This is a genomic window from Microcoleus sp. MON2_D5, from assembly GCF_036701905.1.
Classification (GTDB): Bacteria; Cyanobacteriota; Cyanobacteriia; order Cyanobacteriales; family Microcoleaceae; genus Microcoleus.
On the sequence record NZ_JAUBRM010000008.1, the window covers coordinates 32,401 to 45,591 of the forward strand.

Sequence of the window (13,191 nt, forward strand, 5' to 3'; positions counted from 1 at the left end):
TCTCGCTTCGATCTCTCACAGCGAACACTCCTGTAAAAGCCAAAAGCTGCCGTGCTGGGTTTCACCCCTCTTGTATTTTGTGCTGTTAATTGGCGACAATGTTGCTAAGTGACGATTTTCAGGAACTCCGGTCCTCAGACTTGCGGGTCTGAGGTTTTTTATTGCCCTAAGTAATATCAAATCCGCGCTTCATCGGAATTATTCATCTCTCTGGGAGCTCCCTCTGCGTTCTCTGCGCCCTCTGCGGTTAAATCTCTTAATTCCAGTCTTCACCACCAGGAAAGTCAGCTAAATGCTCATCGATCGCATCTTCCAATTCCTTCCTCGAATAATTGTAGGTCAACGATAGTAGCTGAATTGCGATCGCAAATAATAAGTATTTTTAATTATAAGCAACAGCCAGCGATCCCTCGGAATTCTGTGCGTTCTTCTCATCCGTGCGCTTGAGAACCACCAAAGTAATATCATCAAACACCTTTTGTTCTCCAATAAATCCCCGCAGGTCATCAATGGCTGCTTGTTTGATTTGTTCGGCACTCAAGTGCCAATTAATCCCCACCACTTCACACAGTCTTTCCAATCCGTAGAATTTGCGATCGATATCTCTAGCTTCAGGGATGCCATCGGTGTACAAGACCACCCCATCCCCCGGTTCTAACTCCACCAATTCCTCACTAATTAGATCGGCAATGTCGTCATCCAACCCAATGGGAAACCCTAAATTTATTGTGTCAATCCGCTCTATTTGACCGCCTTTTCTGACGACAATTATTTCCTCATGTTGACCGCTGATACTGATTCGGCCCTCGGCATAGTTGAGGATAGCTAGGGTTAAGTTTTTATCGCAGTTCATGCGCTGCAAGTTTTTATAAATTGTGCGATTCAGAGTGTCTAAAAAACGCACTGGATCGAGTTCTTTAATTTCTTTCAGGGTGCGGACAGCCGTTTGAGTCATCACCATCCAAATTCCGCTTTCGAGTCCGTGTCCCGTGACATCACCAATCCCAATAGTTACAATATCATCAGTATAAAGTATATCATAATAATCACCACCTACTTCATCAGCAGGTGCCATGAAACCCGCTATTTCTAACCCTGCAATGGCTTGAAGTTCTTCAGCTTTAGGCAGCACCATTTGTTGCAGTTGTTTCGCGATATCGAGTTCGGCAGCCAGGCGCAGGTTTTCCGTTCTCAAGCTACGCATATTGATTTGAGTGTCGATGCGAGCAATCAATTCATCTTTAGCGATGGGTTTCGCTAAATAGTCGTTCGCCCCGATATTCAAACCCATAACAATATCTTGAACTTGAGTTTTAGCCGTGAGGAGCAAAATCGGCAGTTCGGTGCTGGAGAAGCGTTCTCGTAGTTTTTTCGTTACTTCGTAACCCGTCATTTTGGGCATCATCACATCCAGCAGAACGACATCGGGTTTTAAACCGCCTTCCATCAGCGCGATCGCTTCCAGTCCGTTACTTGCTTGAGTAATGGTGTAGCCGTACACAGAAAGATGATTAATCAAAACCTGACGATTAATCGGTTCGTCATCGACAATCAAAACCTTAATCGTGGGTTTGTTCCCCTCGATCGAGTCTTGGCGATATATTACGTTTTGCGTTGCTAACGAAATCGAACTTTGACTCTCGGAGACTGCCGTTCGGGAGCGACTCTGTGCCGCAGAACCGCGAGCAATCGGTAAAGTTACGGTAAATTGAGAGCCTTTCCCAACTTCCGATTTGACGTAAATCGTCCCCTCATGAAGTTCGACGAGTTGTTTGGTTACAGCAAGTCCTAAACCCGTTCCTCCATACTCTCTCGCGGTCGAACCTTCAGCTTGTTCAAAAGATTCAAAGATGCGATCGAATTTATCTTCTGGGATGCCAATCCCCGTATCGGAGATAGTAATTGCAAGTTGTTCTTTGTCCCTATCTTCCTCATTTTCCCCCGATAGAGCGACCATTGCTGCTGAAACTTCCACTGTCCCGCTTTCAGTAAACTTGATGGCATTACCGAGCAAATTGTGGAAGATTTGTTGCAGGCGGTTTTCATCGGCGTTGGCGGGAGGAAGAGTCTCTGGAATAGCATTTACCAGTTGTATGTCTTTGCCACCAACGAGAGGTTGGCTCAGGGTAAGAACCACATCAGCAATCGATCGCAGATCGACAGGTTTGAGTTGCAGTTCCAGATTTTTGTGGCGCAGTTTTGAAAAGTCCAGGATATCATTAACTAAACTTGCCAAACGGCGGCCGCTGGAGATAATCATGGCGAGATTGGAACGAGTTGCAGGCGGTAACTCTCCTGTGGCACCGTCGATGAGCGATTCTGCCAGACCAATAATTCCGTTGAGAGGAGTCCGCAATTCGTGGGAGGTATTGGCTAGGAATTCGTCTTTGAGTCGGTTAGCTTGCTGAAGACTCATTTCGCGAGTTTGCACCTCCCGAGCCATCGTATTAAAGGAATCGGCCAGACGACCGAGTTCGTCCTGTCGGGCAATGTGGAGTTGAGTGTCAAAGTTTCCCGCCGAAACTTTCTCAGTAGCCTGGATCAATTTTTTTAAAGGTTGAGCCACTTGCTGTTGTAAGACGAAAAATAGGACGGTAATTTCAACCAGCAAGGAAAGCCCTCCCAGAAGCAAAATAAAGCGAGCGGTCTCGCCTGCCAATTCCGACAGAAGTGCTTTAGGATAAACGGTTACAAAATACCAGTTGGGTCCTTCGAGCCGAGTGATGGCTAAGTATTCCCGATCCTGAGTATTTTCGAGGACAATTTGACCGGACGGCGCGGTTGTGACCAACTTAAAGATGTGTTGAATGTGGCGATCGCTGGAAGTCAAAATATCGAATAGACCTCCTTTTTGCTGAATTTCGGCCATGCGTTCTGGATGAACAATTAGACGACCATCTTCGCGGAAAATTAGATTGTAGGCTCCGGAAAGGCGCTCGTTAATCGCGCGATCGAACAGTTCGTTGACTAAAATATCGTGTCCGATCGTAATTAAATGGCGATCGTTAATATCGACGGGCGTTTCGCTAGAAACCATTGACGCTTTTGCCACCTCGTCGTAATACAAGCCCGTCCATGCGGTTTTTCGACTGGGGTTATGTTGAAAATCTGCAACGTAAACCCACTCTTCTTGAGTCATATCTATGTCAGCATTAGCATCTAATCCCCAAGGAGTTCCCGGCCAGCGAACGACATTGATGTTTTCGGGAGTGGAAACGTAGAGGTTGACGAAGCGATTGCTCCAAGCTGGACCGTAGCTGTTTATCAAATCGTAGGCTACGACCATCCGACGGCGCAAATCCGGCGTAATTGTGACGTTTTTGCCAATAATGCCAGAGGTATTTTTTTCGATCGCGCCGTCTGCGGTTTTCTGACCGTAGAAAAATTCTGGACGCAGGCGAGTTGTTCCATCTGCTCGCGTTTCAAAGAGTCGATCGAATCTCTGTTGCGGATCGTCGTTCCCCAGTTCTTGCAGCCGATCGAGAAATTCGCTTTTGAAAGTCGCATGGTTATCTTGGGCGAGTTGAAAAAGCGTACTTTCTCGCTGTCCTCGCTGCACGATATATTTTTCTAATTGTCCCAGGGTTTGCGATTCCAAGTGCGAAATCAAATGCCAATAACTAATCGCCGTTGAGATGAGCACGATCGTAGCGATGCGAAGGGTCATCTTAATTAAGGTTTCGCGCGTCAGCGAGCCTTTAAATTGAGAAGATTGAGATGGGGAGGACTTATACCCACCAAGAGCAACTGCCCGAGCAATTCGAGTAGCAATCGTGTTTAAAGGTTGAAACAGCATCGGCAGACCTTCTAGCCCTTAAGATGGGTAAAAACATAACGCTTGGGCAGATTCACCCCCGAGTCAAAACCGAAAGCAACTACTTAAAGCTACGTCCGATATGAGGAACATAAACCAGTTTTCGAGCATTCGTTTCAGCGGCAATTTCCTCTGTGTCCGATCGTAATACCTCTTCAGGCTCTTCAAAGGCTCCGTCTTGGCTCAAATCTTCAATCAGTTGCTGCATTAAATTCTCCGTAACGTGAGGCATCGTAAAAATGTGTTGAAAGTTGCCGCAGTCAATACCGGGTACGCGAGGATATATAGAACAAGGTTCTTTTGTCGGCGGCGATACTTTTCCTAGAGTTTCATCCATGATGATTTTAAGTCCCCATCACATAATTACTCAGTTAGATCTAAAAGGCTGCAAGCTTTTGAATTTTAGAGACACAATAGATAGATTAGCAGAATTAGGAAAAAAAAAACAATATTCCGCAAATTAGCCTGTTTACTGATACCCTCTAATTCATCGATAATTGCTAGGGGATCTTCATTCCTGCGTGCCAAAATACAATTTTTTAGGTCTATTCATTCCTGTACTCTTGATTTGGCGCTCAAGATTTATCGGAATTTAGTAAGGTGCGCCGCGCGCACCCTACTCGCTAAATCTAAACAGATTGAGTTACATGATGGCGGCTAGTCAATTTATCCAATTGATTCACCAACAAACTCAGGAACAATCCCACATCAGTGACAACTCCAGTAGATTCGATCGAGCCCCGATCGCTCAATTTCGTCACCACCGCCGGATTAATGTCCACACAGACCATCTTCACACCCGCCGGCGTCATATTTCCCACACCAATTGAGTGCAGCATAGACGACAGCATTAACACCATATCCGCACCGCGTAACAGCTCAGTATATTCTTCTTGAGCCTTAACTAAATCCATTTGCGTGTCGGGAAGCGGGCCGTCATCGCGGATCGAACCTGCTAGGGAAAACGGTATATTGTTCTTGACGCACTCATACATCACACCGTTAGTAACCAGGCCTGCTTCAACAGCTTTTGCAATACTCCCGTAACGCCGCACAGTGTTAATTATTTTCAAGTGATGTCGGTGTCCGCCGCGCACAGCTACGCCACGTTTCATGTCAACCCCTAAAGAGGTTCCCATATTCGATTGTTCCATGTCGTGAACTGCGATCGCATTTCCACCTAACAGCGCTTGTACATAACCTTCGCGAATCAAATGCGCTAAATGTTCGCCACCGCCGGTATGGATGACAACAGGCCCCGCCGTAACTACAACTTTGCCACCGCGATCGCGAATTTGGCGCAATTCCCACGCTACTTGTTCCACTACCAATTCTACGCGGCGCTCGCTAGAAACGCTGCCCGACATAAAGCTGAATTCTTGAGAATTGCGCTGTTCCCGCGATTCTGTTTTGCGGATAGTGCGGATGCCGACCACATCAACAACGACTTTTTCACCTACTTTTAAATCGCGCAATAATTTGCATTTAGCCACTGGGCCCTCAGCAGTTTCCGTAATAGCTACTGCTCCATCCATCCGCTGATTTTGTACCTTCACCCACTGGTTATTTACCCGCACTTCCGTGGGATAAATCGTACTCACATAAAAGTCGTCGGGGCCGACGCCATCTTGCACTACCGGCTCTAAAATAGCGTCGCAAATCTCTTGCGGCGGAGGAACTGCACCCAAGTCAATCAGCATTCCCATGATTTCTTCCATCACATCGTGGGAAGGAGCCGAAACTTTAACGTCTGCAGATGACGTGCTTTGCCGCTGCTCTCCTAAATTGAAATTGAGCACTTGGAAACTGCCGCCGTTTTCGATAATTAAGTCTAAAGCGCGGCTGATTAAACCAGCATCGAGCAAGTGACCTTCCATGCGAATTGTGCGGCTTTCTACCATCACGTTTGGCGATCCATCTTCTTGAATCGGTTCCGTTACCCGCAGCGTCAAGCACTTACAGGCGCCGCCCGCTTTCAGAAATTCGGTCATCGGCGTTTCAATTACTTGAAAACCAGCATTAGTAATGCGCGTTTTCAAGGCTTCGCTAACCTTGTTCATTACCACTACTTTGTCAATATTGACGGCATTGCAGGCAAAATTGGCGGCATCTGCTTCTTCAATGGCAATGCGTTTTTCCGGCGCCACTCGCATTTCAATTAAGCGGTTGGAGTAGGAGTCAAATGCTGCTGGATAGTAGAGCAAATAGCCACCTGTCAGGGGACAAAAACAGGTGTCTAGGTGATAGAAACGTTCGTCAACTAAACGCAGCGAAAGCACTTCTATGTTGAGCCATTTTGCTAGTAACGGGTGCGAGTCGAGTTCGGAACGGAAGCCGTATCCGGCCCACAACCAGCGTCCTTCGCGATCGAGCAAAGCATCGCCCGCGCCTTCAAACGGCAAGTCTTTCGGGAGTTCGTGCACCGTGAAACCTTTGCTTTCAAACCATGCTTTGAAATAGGGTTCTTCGCCTTGGCGTTCTTTGTGATAGAAACGGCTGAGGACGAAGGTATTGCCTAAAAGTAAGCCTGCGTTGGCGGTGAAAACCATATCCGGCCAGCCTTTGGCCGGCGGTACCAGGTCTACCACCGCGTTGTCTTTGAGCACGTGGTAGAGTTTTTCCCACTGTTCGACGGCGCGATCGCGCGATGATTTGTGTACGTTGCCCTCCATCCACGGATTAATCACGTAATCCACATCGTAGTGGTCAGGAGCACACATGAGGAAGCGAATTGAGTCAGTCATAATTCAGTAAAAATGTGGTAGACGCTACAGCAGACGTATGTTGACAGAATTTGTATAAGAGCAACTGTAATATTCACTACTAATTTTAGCAGCGTAACGTCTGGAGGCTTTTAAGGCTAACTTTTTATTATATCAGGCTTAGGATTAAATTATACTAAATCACAGACTGTTAGCAAGAAATACTGGAGAAAATGCCAGGTTATGACGCAACCTAAAATAGGTTCTGATAGACGATTAATATGGTTTCCGTTCAATTGCCCCCAATTGGACGAGCGGGGCGGGTTTACGGTCGTCTCAGGCTGATATTAGAGATTGTTGGTGGACTCGCCCCTACAATAATTATGGTTAATTAGCCGGACAGGATATAACAGCTTATCCTAGCTGTTAATTTTCAACTTTTGCGAAATCGGAAGTTCGATCGCAAATTCTGTTCCCCGGCCAACTTCTGAATGACACTCCAACTTACCGCCGTGCCTGTGTTTAACAATTTGGTAACTAATCGACAACCCCAAACCAGTGCCGCTGCCGATCGGTTTGGTAGTAAAAAACGGGTCAAATATCCTTGACTGAACTTCGGGACGGATACCGGGCCCGCTGTCAGAAATCCGCACACACACTTGGTTTTTTCGGCTGACTTCAGTAACAATGCGAATTTGGTTAACTTTGCAAGTACAGCTTGCTGATGACTCTTCCACAGCGTCGATCGCATTCAACAACAAATTCATAAATACCTGGTTTAATTGAGCCGGATAACACTCGACTTTTGGCAGTGTGCCGTAATTTTTAATAAGTTGAATTTCCCGACGTTTTTGCTGTGACTGCAATCGGTGCTGCAAAATCACCAAAGTGCTTTCTATCCCTTCATGAATGTCTATTACTTTGCGCTCTGTTTCGTCAAGTCTCGAAAAGTTTCGCAAAGACAGCACTATCTGCTTAATTCGATTAGCACCTTCTTGCATTGAAGCCATGATTTTCGGAAAATCGTCAGCGATAAAATCTACCTCGATTTCTGCCAATTCTTGAGCTATTTCGGGAACTGGTGCGGGATAGTGTTGCTGATAAAGGCTGAGCAATTTTACTAAATCGCCAGCGTACTGTTTGGCGGGAAGAATATTGCCGTAGATGAAGTTGACAGGGTTATTAATTTCGTGGGCAACTCCCGCTACCATTTGCCCGATACTTGACATTTTTTCGGATTGAATGAGCTGGGATTGAGCATTTTTTAAGTATTCCAGAGTTTGTTCTAACTGTTGCGCTTTTTCCCGTTCTCGCAGTTCGCTAAGCAGCAAATCTGCTTCGGCTTGTTTGCGATCGCTAATATCGATATGCGTGCCCGTCATCCGCACAGGATTTCCCGAAGCGTCGCGTTCCATCACCTTCGCTTGACTCAAAATCCACTTCCACTCGCCGGATTTTGTCAGCATCCGAAATTCCTTTTCGTAAGTCGGCTCTTTGCCTTCTAGGTGAGCATCTAGCGCTGCTTTAACCGGATGCCAATCCTCTGGATGTACCAGTTGCTCCCACGATGCGATTTTATTTTCTATTTCCTCTACTTCATATCCTAGCATCGTTTTCCACCGCGAATTAAAATAGACTTCTGCCGTGACCAGATTCCAATCCCACAATCCCATCGCACTGCCTTCAAATGCCAGCTCAAAACGTTCTTCACTAAGAAGCAAAGCAACTTCGGCTTGTTTGCGATCGCTAATATCCATTACTGTTCCCAAAAGTTTGATTACTTCCCCGGTTTCGTTAAAAACCGCTTCTCCCCTTCCTTCCACGTATATGATTTGACCGCTAGTATGAAAAAATCGGAACTCTCTTTTGTAGGAAATGCCTTGTGAGATAGTGAGGGTGACAGTTTTTTGAAACAAGTGTCTGTCGCGGGGATGACACATCTTTAAAAGTTGGGCAGATGTCGGTTCAGTTGCAGTTGAGTCAAGACCAAAAATGCGGAATACTTCTTCTGACCAAGTAATTTTATGGGTGACTAAATCAAATTCCCAACTGCCGATATGGGCAATTTTCTGGGCTGCTGCTAGACTAGCTTCGCTCTGTTGAAGTTTAAGTCGCTGTTGTTTATCTTGTTCGAGAAGATTGGCTTGAGCGATCGCAATTCCCATCTGTGCCGCCACAGCGTTCAATAATCTGATCTCATCTTGTGTCCAGTGACGCGGGCTATCGTACTGGTGCAAGCATATCATTCCGTTGGCTTTTCCCTGGTAGGAAGTGCGGATGGATATCAGCGACTTCAAACCTATTTGACAGCACAAATCTCTGACGTTTTCTAGCAGGGGTTCGGAAAAAACATCGTCAGAAACTACAGCTTGATCTTGGGACAATAAAAACTGAACGTGAGGATTGCCCTGTACGGGGATTTCTAAATCTAAAAGTGATTGTGATGGGCCTTTTCTGTACTCAGCGACATTAAAAATTCGGGGAACTGGGTTTTCTGTGTAGGTGTGAATCAAGCAGCAATCGGCATTAAAAATTCGGCCTATTTGGGCCGCCGCGGTTTGAAAAACTTGCTCGGGATTTAAGCTGTAGCGGATTTCGAGAGTAATTGTTTCTAGAAGAAATCTTTGCTTGATTTGCCGTTCCAAAGCAGCTAAAGCTGTTTTAAGTTCGAGTTCTGCTTGTTTGCGATCGCTAATTTCAGCAGCAGTTCCCAGAATTTTCCAAGGTTGGCCCTGCGCTGTTCTGGCAAACACGCTCTCCCGGCTGCAAAACCACCGATATTCACCATTCTTGTGCTGTATCCGGTATTCAAAATCAAAGCTTTCGCCATCTTTTGCTGTCGCAATTTTTTTTCTTTGTTCTAAGAATCCAGGGATATCGTCAGGGTGTATTAACTTAGGAATAAATGTGGCTGCCATCTGGTGTATTTCTTCAAACGTGTAGCCAATATCGCTATAAATTTCGCGGTTGACGTAGAGACTTCTCTCTTCTATCAAATCGTAAACGTACAATAGATTAGGATTCGTTTTAATTACTGCCGACAGCCAGTGCTGGCTTTCTCGTAGTTGTGCTTCGATCCGCTTACGTTCTTCTATTTCAGCTTCTAACAGCACATTTTTCGCTAAAATTTCTTTAGAAAGCCGACTGAGCAGCAGTTGATTTTCGACGCGAGCTACGACTTCTTCTATTTCAAACGGTTTAGTAATGTAGTCTACCGCCCCCAGCGAAAAAGCTTTGACTTTATCAAAAACTTCATTTAAAGAGCTGATAAAGATCACAGGAATATTTTTCGTTTTCGGAGACGCTTTTAGCTGTTCGCAGACTTGATAGCCATCCATACCGGGCATCATGATGTCCAGCAAAATCAAATCCGGTGGACTCGATACAGCAAAGTTGAGGGCCAATTTGCCATCTCGTGTCGGCCGCACTTTATATCCCCGCTTAGACAAAAGCCGGGATACAAGTCGCAAGCTTTCTGGATTGTCGTCCACCATTAAAATATTTTCTTGTAAAGCAGTGTTGGGAAGTCTAATTGTTTCTCGTCTGGGATTTTTCTCATCAGTTGTATTCACAGCAGACCCTCAAATTATTCAAATTTTTCCTGTGGGAATAGTTTTAAGTCATTAACCGTTTGTAGCTAACACTTTCAGGTAAACCAGCACAACTCTTGGGTAGATAGCACACTCCTAAATTATCTGTAATTATATCAAAAATAAGAAGAGTGGGAAAATGTGTGAAAATTTAATTATCGCACCCCATCAACAAAACAGCCGAGATTCCTCAAATCACAGGCTCCGCAAGCAACTTTGATTAAAGGTAAAATTTTTACAATGTCTAGAACCGGGTTTCGCCTGCCTTTACCTGGTGGCTCGCTATTGTGTTTTCTAAGCAAATATCCTTAGTCGAAATGACAATTAAAACACCCCCCGATCAGTGGTGTCAACTTAAGACTAAAATCCTTTGTTTCTCTGGTTTGTATCCAAGTCTTGAGTCCGGTAAATCCCGTTTCTTAAGCAAGGCTAGGAGAATTTAGGCATAAGTGTCAACCAGTATACCGTTACTACATTTGAGCTTAAGTTGACACCAATGGGCCCTGAAACACTCCTACAATATCTTATATTTTATTTGCACCGTCCGGCTGATTTATGGTATCTTTGTCTCGACCTGCAATTCCCCACAAGCGGCGTACACGGCTTTCACGTTATACCAATTCAGAAAAATCCGAGCGATTTCTAAAGCTAACTGCGGCTTACCTCGGTCAATCAACCACTGCAAAAAAGGAGTCATCGTCCGCTCGTTTAGCATCCCACCTAATGATAAAACTCCCCACAGTATTTGGTGCAAAACAGTCATTTGAATCATCATCCGCACTTCCCAATTAGGGTGCTTTTGATAAAACAAAACTCCCATTCTCCCGCGCTGAATTTCTCGGTCAATCATGCCCGGAATTTGCTCTAAACTAAAAGGTGGATGCCAGTGATAACCCACGGCCGCCGGACATTTAATCAGTTTCAAACCTAATTTTTTCAACCTAACACCCAATTCTAAGTCTTCCCATCCGTACAGTTGAAAGCGAGTGTCAAAAAGTCCAGCAGCCAGCAGCCAGTGGCGCGCGATGGCAACATTTCCCGTAGCAAAATAAGCCGCCGAAAAATCGGTGATTTTGTAAGGTTCCGAAGTAGGATTCTCGAAATTGCAAGTGTTAATCACGCTGCCGTAAGTAAAAACAGCATCAGTATCTTTGTAACCCTGTAGTAAAGCATCTGCGTGTGCTTGCAAAAAATGCTCTGTTACCACCAAATCGCTGTCAATAAAAATAATCGTATCGCCCTTGGCATCTTCAACGCCCAAATTCCGGGCAGCCGCGGGGCCTTGGTGACATTGAGCGATCGATCGCACATGAGGCAACAACTCAGCATCTGCAGCCAACCACTCCAGCGTCCCGTCGGTCGATCCGTCGTCCACCACAATTACTTCATACTCTCTGACAATCTCACCGAACTGCTGATTTTCCAAAGCCAGTAGACATTTTGCCAAAATCGGTTTACGATTGTACGTCGGAATCACAACACTAAAAAACACGGTTTTTCCCCATCTCCACAGTTACCGTATCCCACGGTAGCAGATTTTTCGCAGCAACTCCCCCGCGAAATAGCCAAGTTTAGCAAAAAAAGAATATATAAATCTGTGCTATTTCTGACAAGAATCGATCTCAATTAGGTGCATAATGAAAAGTCGGTTAAACCTCACATTAGGCACCATTCTCAAGAACAGGCAAGATGCCTGTTCCACAAAAATGATATTTTTTTGTGGTGTGGGCATCTAGCCCGCCCTGAAAAGCTTAGTGACAAGGGTGCAAGATGTCAGTTAAATTCAGGATGTAAATAGCAATGAGTCGCGCTAAAAAAGTTGTGCTAGCATATTCCGGCGGAGTCGATACCTCCGTCTGCATTCCTTACCTCAAAAACGAGTGGGGTGTGGAAGAGGTAATTACTCTGGCTGCGGATTTGGGACAGGGAGACGAATTAGAACCGATCCGCAAAAAAGCTTTAGCATCCGGTGCTTCGGAATCTTTAGTTATTGATGCTACCGAAGAATTTGTCAAAGACTATGCGTTTCCAGCGATTCAAGCTAACGCACTTTACGAAAACCGTTATCCCCTTTCGACCGCCCTCGCTCGCCCGCTGATTGCTAAATTGTTAGTAGAAGCTGCAGAAAAATACGGTGCAGATGCGATCGCCCACGGTTGCACCGGTAAAGGAAACGATCAGGTGCGGTTCGATGTGTCGATCGGCGCGCTAAACCCCAAGATTAAGATTTTAGCACCTGCGCGGGAGTGGAAAATGAGCCGCGAGGAAACGATCGCATACGGCGAGAAATGCGGTATTCCGTCGCCCGTGAAAAAGTCTTCTCCTTACAGTATCGATCGCAACTTATTAGGAATGGCAATCGAAGCCGGAATCCTGGAAGATCCTTGGGCGGAACCGCCGGAAGAAGTTTATTTGATGACAAAGGCGATCGAACAAACTCCCGACACACCCGAATACATAGAAATCGGTTTCGATTGCGGAAATCCTGTCACTTTGAACGACCAAAATTTATCACCAGTCGCCTTAATTTCCCAACTAAACGAAATAGTTGGAAACCACGGAGTCGGCCGAATTGACATGATTGAAAACCGCTTAGTCGGGATTAAATCGCGGGAAATTTACGAAACACCAGCGATTTTAGTTTTGATGCAGGCGCACCGAGACTTAGAAAGTTTGACGCTGACAGCAGATGTGACGCGGTACAAACGCGGCATCGAAGAAACCTACAGCCAAATGATTTACAACGGTCTTTGGTACAATCCTTTGAAAACCGCTTTAGACGCATTTATTCAGGACACGCAAAAGCGAGTAACTGGAACCGTGCGGCTCAAGCTATTCAAAGGAAATGCGACGATTGTTGGCCGCAAATCGGAAAATTCCCTGTACAGTTTCGACTTAGCAACCTACGGCGCAGAAGACGAATTCGATCACAAAGCTGCTGAAGGATTTGTCTATGTTTGGGGACTACCAACCCGCATTTGGTCGGAGAAAAATAGAGGTTATAAATAGGAGCGAATTAGGGTTAAAAACTCGATGTTAAGCCGCCCAATCGAATTCGGATTAACAATTCGATCTTAACCCGCCG

General features: G+C 45.6%; 6 protein-coding genes. 1 reads left to right on the forward strand and 5 read right to left on the reverse strand.

What is annotated here, in order from left to right; all coding sequences use genetic code 11:
• Window positions 1-382: 382 nt before the first annotated feature.
• From QUA47_RS04640 to QUA47_RS04660, 5 genes are all read right to left on the reverse strand, one after another.
• Window positions 383-3,796, reverse strand: coding sequence for a SpoIIE family protein phosphatase (locus QUA47_RS04640; protein ID WP_333429888.1), 3,414 nt, complete (start codon window positions 3,794-3,796; stop codon window positions 383-385).
• Window positions 3,797-3,875: 79 nt separating this feature from the next.
• Window positions 3,876-4,151: a hypothetical protein gene (locus QUA47_RS04645; protein WP_333429889.1), complete on the reverse strand. Its 276-nt coding sequence runs from the start codon at window positions 4,149-4,151 to the stop codon at window positions 3,876-3,878.
• A 292-nt stretch (window positions 4,152-4,443) separates the two neighbouring features.
• The gene (gene argZ / locus QUA47_RS04650; RefSeq protein ID WP_333429890.1) at window positions 4,444-6,558 is read right to left on the reverse strand and encodes a bifunctional arginine dihydrolase/ornithine cyclodeaminase; all 2,115 of its coding nucleotides are present in this window, start codon (window positions 6,556-6,558) and stop codon (window positions 4,444-4,446) included.
• 377 nt (window positions 6,559-6,935) lie between these two features.
• Entirely contained in the window at window positions 6,936-10,088 is a 3,153-nt protein-coding gene (locus QUA47_RS04655) for a PAS domain-containing protein (protein ID WP_333286966.1), read from the reverse strand.
• A gap of 571 nt (window positions 10,089-10,659) precedes the next feature.
• The gene (locus QUA47_RS04660) at window positions 10,660-11,598 is read right to left on the reverse strand and encodes a glycosyltransferase (RefSeq protein ID WP_333286963.1); all 939 of its coding nucleotides are present in this window, start codon (window positions 11,596-11,598) and stop codon (window positions 10,660-10,662) included.
• Between the two features lie 308 nt (window positions 11,599-11,906).
• Between QUA47_RS04660 and QUA47_RS04665 the strand changes: the two genes are divergently transcribed.
• Window positions 11,907-13,115 carry an argininosuccinate synthase gene (locus QUA47_RS04665; RefSeq protein WP_333286961.1) on the forward strand — a complete coding sequence of 403 codons (1,209 nt, stop codon included), beginning with the start codon at window positions 11,907-11,909 and terminating at the stop codon, window positions 13,113-13,115.
• Window positions 13,116-13,191: the final 76 nt, after the last annotated feature.

Bases quoted from the DNA above. Each gene is read 5' to 3' on its own strand.
- argZ (WP_333429890.1), bottom strand. From the start codon at position 6,558: ATGACTGACTCAATTCGCTTCCTCATGTGTGCTCCTGACCACTACGAT.
- QUA47_RS04640 (WP_333429888.1), bottom strand. From the start codon at position 3,796: ATGCTGTTTCAACCTTTAAACACGATTGCTACTCGAATTGCTCGGGCA.
- QUA47_RS04665 (WP_333286961.1), top strand. From the start codon at position 11,907: ATGAGTCGCGCTAAAAAAGTTGTGCTAGCATATTCCGGCGGAGTCGAT.
- QUA47_RS04645 (WP_333429889.1), bottom strand. From the start codon at position 4,151: ATGGATGAAACTCTAGGAAAAGTATCGCCGCCGACAAAAGAACCTTGT.